Raw genomic sequence first — 19,345 nt, forward strand, 5'->3', positions numbered from 1 at the left:
AAGGGAGGGAGCCGACATGAAACAGCCAACGCCGCGCTCCCGCGCCCTGGGCATGCACTTGATGCTGGTGCTGGTCACCTGCCTGCTTGGCAGTCAGGTGCTCATCGCCCATCAGGCGCAGCCCGAAGGCGCCAGTGAATCCGCCACCCCGTGGGGTGGCGACTATTTCCCCAACACCCTGCTGACCGATCAGGACGGTCGGCAGGTGCGGTTTTTCGATGACCTGATCAAAGACAAGGTGGTGGTGATCAACTTCATCTTCACCTCCTGCAGCGACTCCTGCCCACTGGAAACCGCACGCCTGCGCCAGGTGCAGAAACTGCTGGGGGATCGGGTGGGGCAGGACATCTTTTTCTACTCGATCAGCATCGATCCGCTGAGCGACACCCCCGAAGTGCTCAAGGCCTATGCGCAACGCTTCAAGGTCGGACCCGGCTGGAAATTCCTCACCGGCGAATTCGAAGACATCACCGACCTGCGCAAGAAACTCGGGCTGTTCATCGAGGGCGTCGACAACGGCCGCACCAAGGATCACAACCTGAGCCTGATCGTCGGCAACCAGAGCACCGGGCGCTGGATGAAAGCGTCGCCGTTCGAGAACCCGTGGATTCTCGCCGATCAACTGGCCAACACCTTGCAGAACTGGAAGCAGCCGAGCGTCGAGCAAAGCTACGCCAATGCGCCGGAAATCCGCCCGCCGAGCAACGGCGAAGAACTGTTCCGCACCCGCTGTGCTTCGTGCCACAGCCTCGGCCCGCAGGACGGCGAAGGCATCGGTATGCGCAACATCGGCCCGGATCTGATCGGCGTGACCCGCCAGCGTGACCCGGCCTGGCTCAACCGCTGGATTCGCGAGCCGGATCGGGTACTGGCGGAAAAAGACCCGATTGCGCTGCAACTGTTCGAACGATACGAGCGGATCCCGATGCCCAACCTTCGTCTGGACGAGCTGTCGGCGCAGTCGATCATCGACTTTTTGCGCGATGAAACCGAGCGCCGGCAACCGACCACGCAGCCCTTGGCTGACGGGGCGTTGACGCCAATAAGTCCGGCCGCGAGCAGCGAAACGGTGAGCCGCATGCGCTAGCGGCTAAATAGCATCATTGAGTCCTGTATCACGGTCATTGCCACCTACACTCAGTCGTGAGGTGGCTGTAACCGGTTCGATACAAAACGCCAGGACACCCCCATGCAACGACTGGAAGAACAAAAAACACCTGCACCGAATGTCGCGGTAGCAGCCATCAAGAGTTGGGGCGGGCAGTTCAACCTGCTGCGCTGGTTCTCGCTGGCGAGTTTTTTCATCATCGCGGCGGTGGCGCTGGGCCTGGGCTATGTCTCCACGCGGTTCGTGGTCACCGAAAGCGTGGAGCGCGATGCGTTGCTCACGGCGCAATTCGTCCAGGCCATCGGTGACGCGGAAATGCGTCACGCCGGCATTACGCCGCTGCGCACCATGGGTGAAATGCTTGACCCGCGCCAGGACGAAAACTTCCCCGACGTCGATCCGCTGGCCCATGGCGCGGCGCGGGCCGAGTTTCTCGATCACGTCCAACACATGCCGGATGTGCTGCTGGCGACGGTCTATGCCCTGGATCGCACGGTGATCTGGTCGACCAACCCGGAACTGATCGGGGTTAAATTCGAGGATGATGACGAACTGGACGAATCGTTCGAAATGAAAGTCCCGGTGTCCTCCAGCTATCACAAGATCGACGACGAGAAACCCGAACAGAAACTGTCGCGCGAACCCAAATACCTGTTCATCGAGAACTACATCCCGATGTTCAACACCGACAAAAGCAAAGTCGTCGCCATGGTCGAGATCTACAAGGAACCGGAGGATCTGGTAGATCGCATCGATCGCGGGTTTGCCTCGATCTGGGCGGCGACGATCCTCGGCGGGGCGGCGATTTACCTGGGGCTGTTCTGGATCGTGCGACGCGCCTCGACACTGCTGCAAAGCCAGCAGCAGCAACTGATCAGCAACGAAACCTTTGTCGCACTGGGGGAGATGTCATCGGCGGTGGCTCACAGCCTGCGTAATCCGCTGGCAACCATTCGTTCCAGTGCCGAACTGGCCCAGGAAGTGGCCAGCCAGAGCGCCCAGCGCAATATCGGCGACATCATCAGTCAGGTGGATCGCATGTCGCGCTGGGTCCGGGAGTTGCTTGTTTCGCTGCGGCCGATGAGTGACGACGGCGAAGCGCTGGATCTGCAGGCCGCCGTGGAAGACTCGCTCGGCGCGTTCGACGCGCTGATCCGGCGCAATGGCGTCGAAGTGCGACTCAACCTGAGGGACTGCCCGCCGGTCCTCAGCCACAAAGTGCTGCTGACGCAGATCCTCAATAGTCTGTTTGCCAACGCTCTGGAAGCGATGCCCAAGTGCGGCGTGCTGAGTGTCGACATCGAAGCCCCTCACGCCGGCCAGGTGTGTATGACCGTGGGTGACACCGGCAGAGGCATGAACGCGCAGCAGCAACAACTGGTGTTCAAACCGTTTTTCACCACCAAGCAGGGCGGCCTCGGGGTTGGCCTGGCACTGGTCAAAAGAATCATGGAGCGTTTTCAGGGTTCGGTCGTGCTGACCAGCCGCGAGCAGGAGGGAACCCGCGTCAGTCTCAACTTTAAAGTGGCATCGGGAGGGGAATATGGAACACAGCATTCTGCTGGTCGAGGATGACGAACTGTTGGCCGACAATATTCAGACCTACCTGGAGCGCAAGGACTTCGAGGTGACGGTCTGCCATTCGGCCGAAGACGCGCTGGAGCAATTGGGCCGCTTCATGCCGGACGTCGTACTGACCGATAACTCACTGCCGGGCATGAGCGGGCACGATCTGATCCAGAAGCTGCGCATCAGCGCGCCGGAGCTGAAAGTGATCATGATGACCGGTTACGGCAACGTCGAAGATGCGGTGGTCGCGATGAAGGAGGGCGCCTTTCATTACGTCACCAAACCGGTGGCATTGCCGGAGCTCAAACTGCTGCTGGACAAGGCCCTGGCCACCGAGCGGATGGAGCGCACGCTGTCGTTCTATCAGGAGCGCGAGGCACAGAAATCCGGTTTGCAGGCGCTGATCGGTGAATCGGCGCCGATGCAGCATCTGAAGAACACCATCGGCCAGTTGCTCGAAGCCGAGCGGCGCATGACCGGTGGCGACCTGCCGCCCGTGCTGGTGGAAGGCGAGACCGGCACCGGCAAGGAACTGGTGGCCCGTGCGCTGCATTTCGACGGCGCGCGCAGCAAGGGCCCGTTCATTGAGTTCAACTGCGCGTCGATCCCCGCCAATCTGGTGGAGTCGGAGCTGTTCGGTCACGAGAAAGGTGCGTTCACCGACGCCAAGGATCGCCGCGTCGGGCTGGTGGAAGCGGCTGACGGCGGTACGTTGTTTCTCGACGAAATCGGCGAGATGGATCTGGTCCTGCAGGCCAAACTGCTGAAGTTGCTGGAGGACCGTACCATTCGCCGGGTCGGCTCGGTGAAGGAGCGCAAGGTCAACCTGCGGGTGATCAGCGCCACCAACTGCAACCTCGAACAAATGGTGCAGCAAGGCAAGTTCCGCCGAGACCTGTTCTTCCGCCTGCGGATCATCTCGATCAAGGTGCCGCGCCTTTATGCGCGCGGCGACGATGCCCTGTTGCTGGCCCGGCATTTTCTCGCCAGCCACGGCAAACGCTACGGCAAGCCGAATCTGCATTTCAGTCAGCAGGCTGAAGAGTTGCTGCTCAATTACACCTGGCCGGGCAACGTGCGCGAACTGCGCAACATGCTTGAACAGACCGTGCTGCTGGCGCCGGGCGACACCATCGCCGCGCACCAGTTGAACGTGTGCATGAGCCTGGTGGACGAGCCTTCGCTGCATCAACATCGCGAGGTGCCGCACTTCGAACCGCGCCCGGCGAGCAACACCGAGTCGATGAATCTGCCGGAGGTCGAGCGCGACATGGTGCGCAAGATGCTCGACAAGACCGACTGGAACGTCACCAAATCCGCCCGCTTGCTGGGCTTGAGCCGCGACATGCTGCGCTATCGCATCGAGAAGCTCGGCCTGGCGCGCCCGGACAAGCGTCAGTGGTAAACGGCGTTGCTGCGTGGATTCGGCGGGCTCAGGCATTCCAGCAGGCACGTCGGGTCCAGCACCTCGTCATTGACGTAGATGCCGCGCTCGGCGTCGTACGTGCGGATAAACACCCGCACCGTTGCATCGGCCACGGTCGGCAACTGTGAGTCATGGAACACGTGGCGATCCGGGATGACGATGAAATCCTGCGGCGACGTGTCATCGAACGCTCGCGGCGGCTGTGCGTACAGCGAGGGTGGAGCGGGGTGGGCGAAGGGCTGGTCGGCCCCGTAGTAATTGAAATTGCTGTCGAGGGCTTGCGCCTGGGCGGCGGCGAGCAGACAGGCGGATAACAGCAGCCGGTTGAACGTTTGCATGGCGGCACCTGTGGAAGCGGTTTTCCCCAAGGCTATTAACTATAGCCGGCCATTGGCTTACAAGTTCGCAACAACCTGGATCGGCAGGCTCCACTAGACTCGGGCCGCTCAATCAAGAGCGTGCGGAGTGCGCCATGGAAGTGCCAAACAACAAGAACGCCATCGAAAGCAATCGTCAGGCGTGGAACGATTCGGCCCGCCATCACCAGGATTCGCCTGACTGGCAGGTTTTGCTGACCGAGGTCACCCAGGTCGGTTTTTCCTGCCTCGACGACACCCTGCGCGGGCTGCTGGAGCAGGTCGGTGTCGCTGGCAAGGATGTCGTGCAACTGGGCTGCAACAATGGCCGCGAGAGCCTCTCGCTGTTCGCGCTGGGGGCGCGAAGCGTCGTCGGTGTCGATCAGTCGGCGGCGTTTCTCGAACAGGCCCGGGCGTTGAACAGCCGTTCGCCACACCAGGCCCAATTCATCGAAGCCGACATTCACCACCTGCCCGAATCACTGTGTAATCGCTTCGATGTGGCGCTGATCACCATCGGCGTCCTCAACTGGATGCCTGACATCGGTGAATTTTTCCGCCACGTCGCCTCGACCCTCAAACCGGGCGGGCGGCTGGTGATCTACGAAACCCACCCGTTCCTGGAAATGGTCGATCCCGAGGCCGAAGATCCGTTTCGCCTGGCGACCTCGTACTTTCGCCGCGAGCCGTTCGTGCAGCAGGAACCGATCGTCTACGTCGGCAAGGTCGAACAACAGGCCGCACCGTCGTACTGGTTCGTGCACAACCTCGGCGCCATCTTCACCGCCGCCCTCGACGCCGGGCTGAACATCGCGCATTTCAAGGAATACCCGCATTCGAACCGGGAAGAGGCGTATGACCAATACCTGAACCGCGAGGCGCAGATGCCGATGTGTTTTACGTGGGTGGGGGTGAAAAACTGAAGTCCGAATTGAGCGTCACGAAGGCGGCCGAATGGCCGCCTTCGTCATTTCAAGCCTGCGCAGCCGCCGTCACCACCGGCCGCCCCGGTTTGCGCAGCGGTTCCAGTCGCGAGCCTTCATACCGAGTCTCGCGGAAGAACCGCCACTTTCCAAACAGCCCATAGACGTGGGTCACACGGCCCTGTTCCTGATAGCCCATGCGAATGTGCAGCTTCAGCGCCGGGATGTTGTGGGTTTCGCAGACGTCCACCACCTTGTGGCAACCCTGGGCGGCCATGGCTTGCCAGAGGGTGACTTGCACGTCCACCGACAGGCTGCTGCCGAAGTAGGCGCGGGTCATTTCGCCGCCGAATTCGAAGAACTCGCCCGGTTTGACCGGGAAGTTGCAGCCGTAATAGTGACGGTCGTGATAATCCCGGGTGCTCCCCCAGATGAAGGCTACGGCGTGACCGTCGGCGTCCAGGTACATGTGCCCGGTGTGGCCTTCGCTGGCGAGTTCGGCCATGGTCTGCACGCGGTCACCGAAGTGTTTGGCGAAGGCGCCGGCATTCTGCGGCGTGATGTCGACTTTGCGTAGGCCTTCATAAGGGCGCAGCTTGTGCGGCGGCACCGGGCTGATCAGGTCGCGCTCCATCCACAGCAGTTCCCAATGGAAGAACACGTAGCGTTTCCACAAGGTGCCGATGGTGCGGCCCAGGCCTTTTTGCTTGATGCGTTCGCGCAGCTTTTCGATGACGCTCATGATGCCCTCCGTGGCCGAAGCCCGGGTGTTTTTGGATGTGGCTTTTGTGGGTATAGATCAAGCTGGCAAGTTCATTTCAAAGTGCCATCTTCGAAATTATTGCCAGTTGTGTAACTCAATCGAGTGCCGCGGCACCGCTTAGGAATTCCTTGTTCAAGTCAGCGTAGGAAACCCGTGGAACGCCCAGCAGCCGGCGCTCTAGCAGGCGACTCAGGGACTCTCCGGGTTCGAGATAGGCATCACCGAAATCAGCCCCGAGCTGATTCGGATGGGCGACGATTTCCAACACACCGTCGGTCGGTGCAGGCTCGCTGCGCAGGTCCACCGGGGTGCAGACATAGTCCGCCGTCGCACCGGCCAGCCCTTGCAAACGACGGTTGAGCAAACCCTTGAACAGGCGCTTCGGCAGGCTGAGGTTCTGTCCCAGGTTACGTGCCAGTCGCACCGGCACACCCTGGTGGGCGGCGAAGCGCGCGACGATCTCGCCGATCGGCCAGATGTTGTGCACGTGCTGATGTGAATCGAGGTGACTGGGGCGTACGCCGTGATCCACACAACGCTGCCACTGCGTCTGCAATTCCTCCTGTACCGCTTCGCGATCTTCACGACTCAGCCACAGGCTGTGCCGCGCAAGGCTCAGATCGAACACCCCGTGGCTGTCGCAGAAAGTGGGGCGGGCGAGAATCGCCTGACTCAATGGCCGGCCGTACGTCAGGTTGAAGTGCAGGCCGACCCGCCCCTCCAGCAAGTGATGACGAGCCATCGCGCAGGCCGCTTCGAATGCCGGCATGTTGGCCATGGCTGTCGCGGAGCTGATGACCCCGGCCTGGAACGCATTGAAGATCACCGCATTTTCGTTCGGGCTCAGGCCGAAATCGTCAGCGTTGACTATGACTTGGCGAGGCATGTTCGCCCTCCGTGGTGGGGTGGGTGGCCGATTTCGCGAGGGCCGCCGGTTTTGTCGTTGCCTGCCGTGCGCGCCACTGCTGCATTTTCGGTTTGAGCCGCTGCCAGACACGCAGCCCAAGCCCCAGCAACAGTCCGCTCGGGCGCCAGGAGTAGAAGCTCCAGCGCCAGTGTTCCAGTTGCCCGGTCATGCGTTCGTGCAGTTGATGGCTGGAGTTCTCCAGGCTGACCCGCGAGGCATCGATCCAGCGCCAGTGATCCTCAAGGCCCCAGCGAATCCATTCCTCCAGCAACACTCGGCCGCTGCCCAGATCGGCGTACTGCGGCAGGAAGGCGAGGTTGTAATCGTAGAGCCGGCCCTGTTCGAGCAGGCCGAGGCGGTAGCTGATGCAGCGACCGTCCAGCTCCAGCGTGACCACGCGCACCAGGCCTTGGGCGGCGAGGGCGGTGAAGGCGCTTTCGATGCAGCGTCGGCTGCGTTCGGTGGCGAAGATGCCGACGCCTTCGTCGCCTTTCCAACTGACGGCTTCGACTTCGCTGATGGCTTGCAGCAACGGGCCCATGGTCAGGGCATCGGGAATGATCCGCCGTACTCGTGCGCCACACGCAGCAATGCGTTTGCGTGCACGGCGCAGTTTGTAGCGCGGATCACCGGAGACCTCCTGAAGATCGGCGTCACTGATCAGATGCACCGGTACCCGACAGCTCAAGCGCCGTTCGCCGGTCGAGCTGTGCGCCATCCATTCGGTGAGGACACTTTCCTCGCCCGCAGGCTCCGACAGTTCGTTGAATTGCAGCAAGGCGTGGGGGATGCGATGGCGGATCAGCCGCAGTGCCTGGCGCATGTCTTCGGCCGCCAGCACAGACAGCAATGCCAGACGATCCGCCAGCGGATACCCGAGGTGATGCACCACGCCAAACGGTATCCCGCCAAAGCGTTCACGACCGGACACCAGCGGCAGGCACAGGCGCAATTCGTCCGCTTCCCAGCCCAGCAGAATGTGCAGATGCTCACTCGCATCGAGTGTCTGCTCTGCCGCGATCAACCAGCCGAGGCTGTTGAACGGCGTGTGATCCGTCACCCGCAGGCGCAGTGCTTCATAAGCCGCTGCCGGGAAGTCAGGGGCGCACAACGAGGTGCGCCATTCGAATCGCGCCATAGGCTCAGGTCGCCGTTGCTGTGACGGAGGGACGGGAAGGTTTGCGCAACGCATCCAGGCGCGAGCCGCTGTAGCGGGTTTCGCGGTAGAAGCGCCAGCGGGCGAACAGGGTGTACACGTTCATGATCCGGCCCTGTTCGGTGTAGCCCATGCGCAGGTGCAGCTTGAGCGCCGGGATGTTGTGGAACTCGCAGACGTCCACCACCTTGTCGCAACCCTGGGCGGCCATGGCTTTCCACAGTTCCAGTTGCAGGTCCACCGACAGTTCGGTGCCCCAGTAGGAACGGGTGAGTTCACCGCCGAATTCGAAGAACTCGCCGGGGTTCACCGGGAACAGGCAGCCGTAATAGTGGCGGTCGAAATAGTCCCGGGCGCTGCCCCAGATGAAGGCCACCGCATCGCCGTGATCGTCGAGGTGCATGTGTCCGGTGTGACCTTCATTGGCCAGTTCGGCCATGGTGCCGACGCGGTCACCGAAATAGCGGGCGAAGGCGCTGGCGTTGTCCGGGGTGATCTTCACCACCCGCAGCGGCGAATACGGTTTGAGGCTGTGGGGCGGCACCGGGCTGACGAGGTCGCGCTCCATCCACAGCAGCTCCTGATGGGAAAAGACGTAGTGCTTCCACACCTTGGCCAGCGTGGCCCGCAGGCCTCTTTGTTTGAGGTGTTCGCTGATTTTTTTCACAACGTTCATGGTCGGTACTCCTGATGACGTGGCATCGCGCGGCAAGTGGCCTGCGCGGCAGGACATCAACGGGCGGTTCATCAAGCGCTCCAGCTCAGGGAAAACAGGGTCTGCCCCGGCAGTTCGAAACGCACGCGACCGTCCTGACAGCGAAAGGGCGCGTCGCGGCTGCGGTTGTCGGCGCCGAAGTAGCGCAGGGCACCGTTGTTCAACGGGCACGTGACCCCCGCCAGATCGACATGCTGCAATCGCGTGCCTTTGTTTACACCCAGCAACCCGCGCTGATCGTCGCCGGCCATGGCCAGCACATCGACTTCGAAGGCATCGTTCTCCAGCCACAACACATTGTGCAGCCAGTGTTGCTGGATGAACTGCTGGGCCAGGCCCACGGGTTTGAGTTCGAAGTGTTGTTCATCCGGCGAGACGTGCAACATGCCTTTGGGATACTCCGGCTCATCGGCGGCCTGGAACCAGTTGAGCATGGTCAGCAAGCCGTCCTGGGAGGCGTTGATCACCACCGAGGCCCACCACAGCGAGGTGTAATGGGTTTCCTGATCGTAGGGGCTCAGGCTTGAGCCGCTGGACAGATTGGTCTGATCCAGCAGCAAGGCCTTGCGTGGCTGCCCCCTGGCATCAAGGCCCACCAGATCGGCGGCGCGGCGCACGCTGTCGCGGTAGACGCGAGTGGCGAGCAGGTCGCGGATCATCCATTCATGCCAGGCCAGCGCATCGACCTCATCGGCGGATTCGCCCAGCAGTCGCCGGGCCCAGTCGATGCCGCGCTTGTTTGCCGCGTTGTCGGCGAACGGGCCGTTGACCAGCCGCGAACTGGCCGGCATCGCGATGCGCACACCGGCCCGGGCGTTGGCCGGATCGCTGTGCACCTGGCGGGCCATGCTGGTGAAGATCGAACGGTATTGTTCGTAACTCGAATAGTTGAGATTGGGCTCGTCGGCAAACCCGATGTAGTGCGTGCCTTTGCCGCCAAGCAGCCGGGTGCTCGCGAGCCAGGCGTCGAGGCCGCCGTTGCTTTGCAGGTCGGCGCGCAAATCAGCCTGACGCTGACTGCCGGCGAGCAGGGTGATGTCCTGGCGAATGCCGAAACGGTCCTGATAAACCTGGCGAAACGCGTCTTCGAACTGCGGTTTTTTCGCCGTCACATCGACGAAGCTGTAGTAACTGGCGGCCGTCGGTTTCAGCGCATCGAGGGCGGCATGGCTGGCGGGCGGCGGCATCACGTAGGGCAGGGCGATGCCCAGGTCCGGCGTGCGGCCGAGGACTTTGTCGTGCAGGGTCAGGCGGGTCTGGCCGTCGTCTGCGCGCAGCGGTTTGAGCTGCTGCGGATTCTGCGCAAACAGATTGGCCGTACCGTCGAGCCAGAACGCCGCTTTGCCGCTGCCTTGCAGACGCAGGCGCCAGACTTGTTCGCGATCGCTGACCGGCAGCGCGAGCTGATCGAATTGCCAATAGGCGCGATACGGTTTGAGCCCCAGCGACAGTTGTTGGCCGTCGCCGACCCGCTGCGCTTGCAGGGCGCTGACGCCACCGTGGAACTTGCCCGCCAGCACCGCGTGTTCGCCCGGCGCAATCCTGAAATACAGCTCATCGCCGTCGCGGGTTTCCGCGCTGAAATGCACCTTGGCCGGGGCGAACAATGCGACCGTGTTTTCGTCGTGCTCGACCCGGTAATTGCGAAAGCTGTAGCCGGGGATTTCCAGCTGATAACTCGCGGCGCCCGGCGCCAATGACCAGCTCTGGCTGCCACGGGTTTCGCTGGCCTTGATGAAGCGCTCGCCCTGCAATTTGCCCCGGCCGTCGAGCAGGTACAGATGCTCTTCGTTGGCATCTGCCTGCCATGCCGGCGCCCAGCGCACGGTCACGGTGTCGGGGCGATCCGCTTGCAGGTACAGGCTGCCGTCGCGAATGTCGCCCCAGCGCATCGACGCCGCGAAGGCGTCCAGCGAGAGGCCTAGTCCGAGCAGCAGGGCCAGGTGTTTCATGCGGCTTTCCTGCGCTGCAACATCAGCCACATTGGCGCTATGTCGCCGGGCAGGATGATCAGGGTTTGCCAGAACGGCACGCGGCTCAGACGGCAATACAACACCAGCATCGCCACGGTCACCGCCAGATAGGCAATCGATGACGCCGCTGCGGCGCCGACAATCCCGTAAGTCGGGATCAGCAACACGTTCAGGGCCAGGTTGAGCAGGGCGCCGAGGCCCATCAGCAGCGACACCGTGCCCGGGCGATTCTTGCCCAGCAGGTCCAGCCGCAGAATGCTCGCGTAGCACAGACCCAACAGCCCCGGCAGCAACGCCAGCAGCGCCGGATACGCCGGTTGGTAGGCGGCGCCGAACAGGGTGACGATCAGCCATTCGCCGATCACGGCCATGGTCAGGCAAGCGCCGAGCATCACCGTCGCCGTCAGGCGCAGGGCCAGCGGGGTGACCTTGTCCATGCCTTCGTCCTGTTGCAGCAGGCGTTTCATCAGCGGTGTGGTCACCGCTTCCGGGACGATCAGCAGCAGTTCGGCGGCGGCGCTGGCCATCGCGTAATGACCGAGCGCGGTACTGCCGAGCAGGGCGCCGATGAACAGGTAGTCGGAGCGTAGAATCACTTGTTGGAACAGCAGATCCGGATGGCTGCGGGCGCTGTAGCGCAGCAGTTCGTTCTGGCTGGCGCGGTCCCATTGCAGTTGCAGCGGCTGCGCGCGCTTGAGCCAGACCCAACCGGCCAGCACCACCAGACTGATCCCGGCCAGCCAACTGATCAGCGCCGCTTCCAGTGCCGCTTCTTTCCACATCCAGAACAACGCGAGAAACAGCAACAGCGGCGCCAGGGATTCCACCAGGCGCAAGGCATTGAACGCGACCACGCCGCCGGACGCATTGTGCAGCGTCAGCAAGCCGCTCTTGAGCACGGTCAACGGCACCGCCAGCAGCAACAGCCACGCCAGCAGGCCGAGTTGCACGGTCACGTCCAGCTCACTGCCGAACTCACGCACCAGCGCCACCACCAGCAAGGTCAACAATCCTGCCAGCAAGCAACCGAACACCAGCACCTGAGCCAGCAGCAACCCCATCGGCCGCTGCTTGGCGGCCTGGTAACCGACGGCGGAATTCAAACCGCCGCTGGTGGCGGCGCTGATCAGGTCGGGCAGGGTGCTGAGCAGGGCGAACAAACCTCGCTCACTGGGGCCGAGGATTCGCGCCAGCAACACGTTCCTCAGCAGGCGCAGGGAGATCATTGCCAGTTTGGTGCCCATGCTCAGCGCCAGGTGCTTGAGGTAACTGCTTCGACTCATGGTCGCGCTCCGCGAAAGATCCGCCACGACAGCAGCTCGGGGTTGCGCGCCGTACGTTGACTGACGCCAAAGCGCGGCAGGTTCAGCGGATCACCGGCGCCGCGATAGATCCCGGTGCCGGTGCCGAGGGCGAACGGGTAATCGTGGCTGGCAATCTGTTCGCGGACTCGAGCGTCGTTGTCGCCGTTGGGGTAGCAGTACACCGGCAATGGCCGATTGCAGCCGTTGTTCAGGGCGTTGCGGCTGCGGCTGATTTCTTCGCTCAGACGCACATCGTCGAGTTGGGTCAGGATCGCGTGACTGGCACCGTGAGGACCGAAACGCACCAGCCCCGAAGCCTCCATCGCCCGCACCTGATGCCAGTCCAGTGCCTGAGGTTGCGACTCTTGCGGGCACTCGTCGGTCAGGCGTTCGAGCATCATCGGGTCAAGTGCTTTAAGCCTTTGCAGGTAATGCAACAGGGTCAGACTGCGCCGATCCACGTCGATGTCGTCCAACAAAACCGGCACGGGATGATGGAGCGACTGCAAACATTCGATCAGGTGCATGCGCGGTTTTTCGCCGTGGCTGCCCCACAGGGTTTCACCGAGGCTTTCCCACCAGAAGCGCTGACGGCTGCCGATGAAGTCGGTGGAGAGGAAAATGCTCGCCGGCACCTGATGCTTCTGCAGCAGCGGGAAGGCGTTGGCGGCATTGTCGCGCCAGCCGTCATCGAAGGTCAGCGCCACTTGCGGGCGCTCGCGGCGCAGGGCGTTGGGCTGCAGGATCTCCATCAGCGGCACGCAATCGAAATGCTTGCGCAGCCACACCAGCAAATGCTCGAAGGCTTTCGGGCCGACACACAGTTCGTTGCGGTGCGCCAGGTCGGCGGCGCGGTCGTTGGACAGCACCCGGTGCAACATCAGGATCACCCCGGCGCCGTGCAACTGGTTTCGTCCCACGGACGAGTTGAGATAGAGCCAGCCGCTGGTGCGTTTAATCAGTTGTTTGATCGCCATGGCTTGAGCCCTCTCAACGGTTTTGGTCAGGGTTCCACTGGGCGTAACGCTGGCCGCGCAGGAACTGCCACAGGCCGATGCTCATGCCCGCCAGTGTCACCAGAAGGAATGCCGCAAGGCGGAACGGTTTGGGCAAGCGGTGTTGCGAATCCAGCAGGCCGGCAATCGCGATGGCGTAGCCGAGCAGTTGCGCGATCAGGCTCAGGCGATAGAAACCGTGGTCATCCCACAGCCAGAAATTGCTCAGCAGCAACGGCAGCAACAGGATCGGCGCCAGCCGCCGGATCAGTTTGTGGCTGATCAGCGCAATCGAATACAGCCCGTGCTTGAGCGGATTGAGCAGCTCGCTGCGCTGGGCGAGGCTTTGCAGGCCGCCGACGGTGACCCGCTGGCGGCGGCGGAACTGTTTGTCCGCTTCATCGACGCCGTGGTCGATCACTTGCGCTTCAGGCACGTAGACGATGCGTTTGAATTTCACCGGGGCGCAGGTGCTGATGAAGAAGTCGTCGTTGACCTCCGCCGGCACGTTTTCGAACAGTTCCCGGCGCAAGGCGAGCAGGGCGCCGTCGGCGGAGACCATGCAACCGGTGCGATTCTCGACCCGGCGCAGCCAGCCTTCGTAATGCCGATAGAGGCTGTCGCCGACGCTCAGTCCGCCGCCGGTGACCGGGATCACCATGTGCCCGGCGCAGGCGCCGACCTGCGGATCGCTCAGAGGCGCGAGCAGATAGCCGAGGGTTTCCCGCGACCATTGGTTGTCAGCATCGGTGAACACCAGAATGTCGCCCGTGGCCAGCGCTGCACCGGCATTCAGCGTGGCAGCCTTGCCCTGGCGGGGCAGGTCAAGCACGGTAATCCGTGGGTCGACGACTTTGTGCGCGCAAGCCACGGTGTCGTCAGTGGAGCCGTCGCTGGCCAGAATGATTTGCAGGGTGGCCGGCTGATAATCCTGGGACAGCAGCGAGCGCAGCTTGTGTTCGATATGCCGCGCTTCGTTGTGCGCGGCGATCACGATGCTGATGTTCAGCGGCGGTGCCGGGCTGTGGCGCCACGCCGGGAACAACGGCGCGAGCAGCGTCAGCAGCAGCGGGTAGCCGACATAGGCGTACACCGGCAGCAGCAGGCACATCCAGAAAATGAATTCAGCCACGGGCAGGCCTCCTGGCATTCCAATGACACAGACTGAGAATGAACGCCGCACCGGCCAGGTGCAGACGCATCCAGTGCAGGCCCCACAGTTGCAGGGTCAGGCCGATATCGTGCTGGCGGAGACTCTGACGAATGCTCAGTACCAGCGCCGGGATCGTGGTTACGATCACCATGACCGCGGCGTGATGGGGAAAACCGTTAAGCAGTGCGGAGATCGCCAGCAGATCCAGCAGCCACGCCGCCAGTGACAACAGCGGAAAACGCAGCAGGCGCAGGCTGAAACCATGGGTGCGCAGCAGTTGCAGATGACTGCCCTGGCGCCATATTTCCTTGCCCATCCATTCGCGCCAGTTCATTTCGTAGCCCCAGTGCAGGGCCACGGTTTCGTTGACCGACAACAGCCGTGCGCCCTGTTCGCTCTGACGCAGGGTGAACTCTTTGTCTTCACCGGTGCGCAGGGTTTCGTTGAACCCGCCGACCTTGTCGAACCAGCGCCGGTGCATCAGCAGGTTGGAGCTGGGCAACCAGTCCACGGCATGAGCCGTGTGGCTGATCGGGCGCTGGGTGCGGCGTTGCCAGGCCACGGCGTACCACGGTGCAGAAGCAGGGGTGTGCAGGTCCAGTCCGAACACATCGGCGTGGCCCTCGGCCTCGAGGGCGAACAGCCGGGTGAGCCAGTCTTCGGGCATTTCGATGTCGGCGTCGATGAATGCCAGCCAGTCACCGGTGGCGATGGCGGCGCCGCGATTGCGCAGGGCGCCGATCAGCACGCCCGGCACCACCAGCACGTGCGCGCCGAACTGGCGGGCGATCTGCGGGCCGTTATCGCTGGAGCCGTTATCGACCACGATCAGTTCGCACTCGACATTGGCCGCGTGGGCGGCTTTTCGCGCCGCCAGCAGGGTGCGGCCGATGTGGCGGCCCTCGTTGTACATCGGGATGACGACACTGATCCGGCTCATGTCCTGGCCTCTTCCAACGGTGCTTGCTCGGCCTTCAGGCGCAGGACGCTGGTGAGCGCGAGCATGATCCACACGTACTTCTGATTCGGTGCACTGAGGAACATCAGAAACAGGGTCAGCGACAGGAAACTCACGCCCAGGTGGGTCATCATGTCAGCCTGTTCCCAGTCGCGGCGCTGCATCCAGACGCGGCGTGCGCGGATCAGGTTGTACAGGCCCAGTCCGAGCATGCCGACGAACAGCAGACCGGCAGGAACCCCCAGTTCGCTGAAGATTTCCAGGTAGGTGTTGTGCGCCCGGCGGTACAGGTCGCCGATCTTGCGGTTGGCGGAAAACGCCTTGGCGTACCCGGTGGTGGCGTAATGCAGGGGAAAGGTGCCGGGGCCGGAACCGAGCAACGGGTTCTCGCGGATCATCTGGCTGCCGACCACGATGTACGACGCACGGCGACCAAGGGATTCGTCATCGTGGCCACGGGCGCCGGCACTGAGCACGCTCAGCGACTGGATACGTGCCAGATAGCCGGCGGGCATCGCATAGATCGCCAGCGGAATTACGATCGCCATGCCGAGCATGGCGAAGCCCAGGTGCCGTGGGCGGATGCGTGTCAGTTGCGCGCGGTAGTGCCAGCAACCGATCACCAGACTCAACGCCAGCACCACCAGCCCGGAGCGGGATTCGGTCTTGGTCATGCCGCCGAGCAGCAGCAGGCAGCAACCGCCCCAGAACAAACGGTGCAACAGGTTCGGGCTGCGAATGATCAGCAGCAGGCCCAGCGGTACGGCGAAGGCGATCAGCATGGCAAAGGCATTCGGGTCTTCGAGCAGGCCGGCGGCGCGGCCCTGATCCTGGAATTTGCTCGAGAACATCGCCATTGCGCAGGTGGTGCTGACGGCCAGCGTCACCAGCCGGGCGAACAGGTCGAGATTCAGTTCTCGACCGATCAGCAAAGTGATGACGAACAGAATCAGACCGACACTGAGTTCGCGCAGATGACCCAGAGACATGCCCATGTCATCGGTGTTGAGCAGGCTCAGAAAGTACAGAACCATGAACCAGACCAGGTAACGCCAGATATTGCTGCGCAGGCGTTCGGACGGGATCTGATGCATCGCCAGCTGCAGCATCAGGATCACTGCCAGCGACGCACCGATCAGCTTGCTGCCTGACAGTGAGCTGTCCTTGAAGAAACCCTCGAACGGCACCAGCGCAGCAATGCCGAGCAGGCCCCAGGTCGGCTTGCGGTAGAGCACGGTGAACCCCACCAGACCCAGCACCGCTCCTGGCGCAAGATAGGGCCAGGGGCTGGCCAGCAAGGCGATGCAGACCAGACCCAGCAAGCTGACGATCGAGAGCGGGAAAATCATGCGCGTGCCTCCCGTGCCGTGCGGATGTACAGCTGCGACCAGCGTTCGGCCAGGGCCTTGAGGTCGTAGCGGTCCTGTTGCGTGCGTTTTGCGTTGTCCCGCAGTCTGCGCGCCAGCCCGCTGTCGCTCAGCAGGGTATCGAGCTGACGGGCCAGGGCGTTGCTGTCGGTCGGCGTGGCGAGCAGGCCGTTGTGCCGGTGTTCCAGCACATCGGGAATCCCGCCGACAGCAAAGGCCACCACCGGCACCCCGGTCTGCATGGCCTCGAGCAAAATCATCGGTGTGCCTTCGGTGCGCGAGCTGATCACCAGCGCGTCGAGTCGCTGCCACCAGTGGCGCATGTCGGTCTGATAACCCGGCAGGCGAATGCGTTGCTGCAACCCGGCGGCTTCGATTCGTGCCTGCAATGCCTCGCGTTCCGGGCCGTCACCGAGCATCACCGCGTCGAGCTGCGGGTGCTGATGACACAACGGGATCAGGGCATCGAGGAACAGGTCCGGGCCTTTCTCGCTGCTCAAGCGGCCGACGTATCCGGCGAGCCAGCGCGGATTTTCGACTTGCAGAGTCCGCTGGACGATCGCCGCCGGCAGGCCGTTGGGGATCACTTGCAGCTTCTCCGCCCGCACGCTGGCCTGGCGATGCAGCACCGCGATGCTTTCGGCCACGCACACCACCCGATCCACCGAGGCGGTGCGGCACAGTTGCAGGCTGAGCCAGGTGTAGAACTTCTGCTTGCGGCTGCGCGGGGTGAAACCGTGTTGTGTGATCACCAGCGGCAGACGCAGCAACGAGGCGCCCACCCAGCCGAACAACAGGCCCTTGAAATTATGGGTGTTGATCAACGGACGTTCTGCCCGGCGCTGGCGCAGATGCCCGAGCAGTGCGCCGAGCCCGGCGCACCCTTGCGCATCGACGCCGGCCTCGCGAAAGCGCTCGATCAGCTCCGCTGGCGCATCGAGAAACAGCACCTGATGCTGCCCCGGTGTCGCCAGGCAATGATCCAGCAACATCCGCTCGGCCCCATAGAAGCCGCCGCTGCTGAGCAAATGAATGATCGGCAGCGCGGCGTTCGGGGAGGACGGCGTGTTCAATTGCGCACCCAGTGCACGAAGCTTGGCACGGTCCAGTTCTTGTGCGGATTGCCGGGTTCGGTGCTCTGATCGTTGATCACCAGCAGCACCGGTACGCCCAGCTCGTGGCTGATTTGCGCCGGGTGTTTGAAGCGGTGATCGAAGAACTCACGCACGTAGACCAGGGCAATCGCCAGCAGCAGGCCGGTGAACAGACCGAACGGAATGATCAGCAGCGGTTTGGGGAACGCCGCTTCGGTCGGTTCAAACGGTGGGCTCAGGACCCGGGCGTTGGACAGGTCGTCGTTCAGCGCGCGGGTGGTGCTGCTTTCGGCAAAGCGTTGGGCGTAGGTCGAGAACGCGGCGTGCAGGGCATCGATTTCGGTGTCCATCTGCCGCAGTTTGCTTTGGGTTTGCTGCAGATCATGGATGCGCGCCTTGAATTCGGCGATGCGCGCCGTCTTCTGATCGATCACCTGTTGCACCACGGCCAGATCGTTGGTGCGTTCCTGAATGCGGTTGCTCACCACTTTGAGAAATTGCTGGCGGGTACGGGCGATCTGCTCACGGGTCAGCAGCATCGGCTCGCTGCCGGGCTGGAACACCGCCAGATCATTCATGTAGCGGCTGACCTGGGTGGTCAGTTGCTCGCCCAGCTGTTTGATCTCCCGGTCTTCGAACGCCACATTGTCGACGGTGGTGGTGAAGGTGTAGGGGAAGGTGTAGTCATTGAGCTTGTTGTTGCTGGCGGCGGCCAGGCTGGTTTTCAGGTATTCCAGCCAGCGCTGGCTTTGCAGCAGGCGATCCTGATACAGGTTCAGTGCCTGTTCTTCGGTGTTGATCGCGTTCAGGCGGAAGGTGATTTCCTCCTTCGGATCCGCCGCACCGACACTTTCCAGCAACGCCTGGCGGTTTCCTTCCAGACCATCGAGGCGCACCTGATACAGGTGTTTCTTGGTCTCGTAGAACGACTGCGGCAGGTCGATCGATTGCAGCGCCTGACGGCTGACCAGATAGTTTTGCAGCAGGGCGGCGACGAAGGTCGTGCCTTGATGCGGATCCGGGAAGCTGTAGACGATCGAGATCACGTTGGAACCGGGCAGGGTCTCGATCTTCAGGCTGTCGATGGCCTGTTGCGTCAGCCCGTCGAGCACGGTGTCTCGCACCGGGTCGGTTTCCAGTCCCAGCAAGTTGCGCAGCGGGTTGATCAGGTACTGGCGCAGGGGCGAGGTGATGTAGCGCTTGAACGGATCGCCGATCAGCCGGGCGAACATCGCGGGAGGCGGGGTGTATTCACCCTTGTCCCGCAGTTCGCTGATGGTCTGACGGATCAGCGCCGGCGAACGCAGGATGTTGCTCTCGGTTTCCATGTCCGCCAGTGACGGCGGAATGAATGTGGCGTTGTCCACGGTCAGCGACGTGGTGGCGTCGCCCTGAGAGAGTTTTTTTGACTGCACGATCACCTGGGCGGTGATATCGAAGCTCTGTTTGAGCACCAGCGGCAGCACCAGCGCGATCACTGCAAAGATCAGGAAGACACGCTTCACCAGTCGCTTGTTGGCGAAGAAGATCCTGAAGAACTCATGCAGGTAGTTTTCCTTTGGATTCATGTCAGGTCAC

17 protein-coding genes are annotated in these 19,345 nt (G+C 62.6%); 4 read left to right on the forward strand and 13 right to left on the reverse strand.

All coding sequences use genetic code 11. The features are described 5' to 3' along the window. Positions 1-16 precede the first annotated feature (16 nt). From C6Y56_RS10280 to C6Y56_RS10290, 3 genes are all read left to right on the forward strand, one after another. Complete coding sequence (locus C6Y56_RS10280; RefSeq protein ID WP_169429751.1) at positions 17-1,087, forward strand: SCO family protein; 1,071 nt, start codon at positions 17-19, stop codon at positions 1,085-1,087. A gap of 102 nt (positions 1,088-1,189) precedes the next feature. Further along, positions 1,190-2,683 (forward strand): sensor histidine kinase, encoded by a 1,494-nt coding sequence (locus tag C6Y56_RS10285; protein WP_169429752.1) that lies wholly within the window; start codon positions 1,190-1,192, stop codon positions 2,681-2,683. Beyond that, positions 2,652-4,082 carry a sigma-54-dependent transcriptional regulator gene (locus C6Y56_RS10290; RefSeq protein ID WP_169429753.1) on the forward strand — a complete coding sequence of 477 codons (1,431 nt, stop codon included), beginning with the start codon at positions 2,652-2,654 and terminating at the stop codon, positions 4,080-4,082. Before C6Y56_RS10285 ends, C6Y56_RS10290 begins: the two co-directional genes overlap by 32 nt. On the opposite strand, the gene C6Y56_RS10295 is transcribed toward C6Y56_RS10290, so the two are convergent. Continuing rightward, positions 4,073-4,441, reverse strand: coding sequence for a hypothetical protein (locus C6Y56_RS10295; protein ID WP_169429754.1), 369 nt, complete (start codon positions 4,439-4,441; stop codon positions 4,073-4,075). The two genes, C6Y56_RS10290 and C6Y56_RS10295, sit on opposite strands and share 10 nt — an antisense overlap. A 134-nt stretch (positions 4,442-4,575) precedes the next feature. Here C6Y56_RS10295 and C6Y56_RS10300 point away from each other — a divergent pair, with 134 nt between their 5' ends. Continuing rightward, positions 4,576-5,382, forward strand: a complete 807-nt coding sequence (locus C6Y56_RS10300) for a class I SAM-dependent methyltransferase (RefSeq protein ID WP_169429755.1) — start codon at positions 4,576-4,578, stop codon at positions 5,380-5,382. A gap of 49 nt (positions 5,383-5,431) precedes the next feature. On the opposite strand, the gene C6Y56_RS10305 is transcribed toward C6Y56_RS10300, so the two are convergent. From C6Y56_RS10305 to C6Y56_RS10360, 12 genes are all read right to left on the reverse strand, one after another. Continuing rightward, a complete protein-coding gene (locus C6Y56_RS10305; RefSeq protein ID WP_169429756.1) occupies positions 5,432-6,124 on the reverse strand; it encodes a GNAT family N-acetyltransferase in 693 nt (230 codons plus the stop codon). A gap of 115 nt (positions 6,125-6,239) precedes the next feature. Continuing rightward, the gene (locus tag C6Y56_RS10310) at positions 6,240-7,031 is read right to left on the reverse strand and encodes a ChbG/HpnK family deacetylase (protein ID WP_169429757.1); all 792 of its coding nucleotides are present in this window, start codon (positions 7,029-7,031) and stop codon (positions 6,240-6,242) included. After that, positions 7,003-8,190, reverse strand: coding sequence for a GNAT family N-acetyltransferase (locus tag C6Y56_RS10315; protein ID WP_169429758.1), 1,188 nt, complete (start codon positions 8,188-8,190; stop codon positions 7,003-7,005). The genes C6Y56_RS10310 and C6Y56_RS10315 overlap by 29 nt, the downstream gene beginning before the upstream one ends. Before the next feature lie 4 nt (positions 8,191-8,194). After that, positions 8,195-8,884 (reverse strand): N-acetyltransferase, encoded by a 690-nt coding sequence (locus tag C6Y56_RS10320; RefSeq protein ID WP_169429759.1) that lies wholly within the window; start codon positions 8,882-8,884, stop codon positions 8,195-8,197. 71 nt (positions 8,885-8,955) lie between these two features. After that, complete coding sequence (locus tag C6Y56_RS10325; protein ID WP_169429760.1) at positions 8,956-10,875, reverse strand: hypothetical protein; 1,920 nt, start codon at positions 10,873-10,875, stop codon at positions 8,956-8,958. Continuing rightward, positions 10,872-12,179 (reverse strand): lipopolysaccharide biosynthesis protein, encoded by a 1,308-nt coding sequence (locus C6Y56_RS10330; protein WP_169429761.1) that lies wholly within the window; start codon positions 12,177-12,179, stop codon positions 10,872-10,874. The genes C6Y56_RS10325 and C6Y56_RS10330 overlap by 4 nt, the downstream gene beginning before the upstream one ends. Next, complete coding sequence (locus tag C6Y56_RS10335) at positions 12,176-13,177, reverse strand: polysaccharide deacetylase family protein (protein WP_169429762.1); 1,002 nt, start codon at positions 13,175-13,177, stop codon at positions 12,176-12,178. Before C6Y56_RS10335 ends, C6Y56_RS10330 begins: the two co-directional genes overlap by 4 nt. A 13-nt stretch (positions 13,178-13,190) precedes the next feature. Next, positions 13,191-14,327, reverse strand: coding sequence for a glycosyltransferase (locus tag C6Y56_RS10340; protein WP_169429763.1), 1,137 nt, complete (start codon positions 14,325-14,327; stop codon positions 13,191-13,193). Beyond that, complete coding sequence (locus tag C6Y56_RS10345) at positions 14,320-15,288, reverse strand: glycosyltransferase (RefSeq protein ID WP_169429764.1); 969 nt, start codon at positions 15,286-15,288, stop codon at positions 14,320-14,322. Before C6Y56_RS10345 ends, C6Y56_RS10340 begins: the two co-directional genes overlap by 8 nt. Next, the gene (locus C6Y56_RS10350) at positions 15,285-16,655 is read right to left on the reverse strand and encodes an O-antigen ligase family protein (RefSeq protein ID WP_169429765.1); all 1,371 of its coding nucleotides are present in this window, start codon (positions 16,653-16,655) and stop codon (positions 15,285-15,287) included. The genes C6Y56_RS10345 and C6Y56_RS10350 overlap by 4 nt, the downstream gene beginning before the upstream one ends. Beyond that, positions 16,652-17,758, reverse strand: a complete 1,107-nt coding sequence (locus tag C6Y56_RS10355) for a glycosyltransferase family 4 protein (protein WP_432760325.1) — start codon at positions 17,756-17,758, stop codon at positions 16,652-16,654. The genes C6Y56_RS10350 and C6Y56_RS10355 overlap by 4 nt, the downstream gene beginning before the upstream one ends. After that, positions 17,743-19,335: a GumC family protein gene (locus tag C6Y56_RS10360; protein WP_169429767.1), complete on the reverse strand. Its 1,593-nt coding sequence runs from the start codon at positions 19,333-19,335 to the stop codon at positions 17,743-17,745. Before C6Y56_RS10360 ends, C6Y56_RS10355 begins: the two co-directional genes overlap by 16 nt. Positions 19,336-19,345: the final 10 nt, after the last annotated feature.

The organism is Pseudomonas fluorescens (genome assembly GCF_012974785.1).
Classification (GTDB): Bacteria; Pseudomonadota; Gammaproteobacteria; order Pseudomonadales; family Pseudomonadaceae; genus Aquipseudomonas; species Aquipseudomonas fluorescens_BT.

Coding starts and splice junctions, on each gene's coding strand:
- C6Y56_RS10280 (WP_169429751.1), top strand. CDS start 17: ATGAAACAGCCAACGCCGCGCTCCCGCGCCCTGGGCATGCACTTGATG.
- C6Y56_RS10285 (WP_169429752.1), top strand. CDS start 1,190: ATGCAACGACTGGAAGAACAAAAAACACCTGCACCGAATGTCGCGGTA.
- C6Y56_RS10360 (WP_169429767.1), bottom strand. CDS start 19,335: ATGAATCCAAAGGAAAACTACCTGCATGAGTTCTTCAGGATCTTCTTC.
- C6Y56_RS10315 (WP_169429758.1), bottom strand. CDS start 8,190: ATGGCGCGATTCGAATGGCGCACCTCGTTGTGCGCCCCTGACTTCCCG.
- C6Y56_RS10330 (WP_169429761.1), bottom strand. CDS start 12,179: ATGAGTCGAAGCAGTTACCTCAAGCACCTGGCGCTGAGCATGGGCACC.
- C6Y56_RS10310 (WP_169429757.1), bottom strand. CDS start 7,031: ATGCCTCGCCAAGTCATAGTCAACGCTGACGATTTCGGCCTGAGCCCG.
- C6Y56_RS10300 (WP_169429755.1), top strand. CDS start 4,576: ATGGAAGTGCCAAACAACAAGAACGCCATCGAAAGCAATCGTCAGGCG.
- C6Y56_RS10345 (WP_169429764.1), bottom strand. CDS start 15,288: ATGAGCCGGATCAGTGTCGTCATCCCGATGTACAACGAGGGCCGCCAC.
- C6Y56_RS10350 (WP_169429765.1), bottom strand. CDS start 16,655: ATGATTTTCCCGCTCTCGATCGTCAGCTTGCTGGGTCTGGTCTGCATC.
- C6Y56_RS10290 (WP_169429753.1), top strand. CDS start 2,652: ATGGAACACAGCATTCTGCTGGTCGAGGATGACGAACTGTTGGCCGAC.
- C6Y56_RS10325 (WP_169429760.1), bottom strand. CDS start 10,875: ATGAAACACCTGGCCCTGCTGCTCGGACTAGGCCTCTCGCTGGACGCC.
- C6Y56_RS10305 (WP_169429756.1), bottom strand. CDS start 6,124: ATGAGCGTCATCGAAAAGCTGCGCGAACGCATCAAGCAAAAAGGCCTG.
- C6Y56_RS10320 (WP_169429759.1), bottom strand. CDS start 8,884: ATGAACGTTGTGAAAAAAATCAGCGAACACCTCAAACAAAGAGGCCTG.
- C6Y56_RS10295 (WP_169429754.1), bottom strand. CDS start 4,441: ATGCAAACGTTCAACCGGCTGCTGTTATCCGCCTGTCTGCTCGCCGCC.
- C6Y56_RS10335 (WP_169429762.1), bottom strand. CDS start 13,177: ATGGCGATCAAACAACTGATTAAACGCACCAGCGGCTGGCTCTATCTC.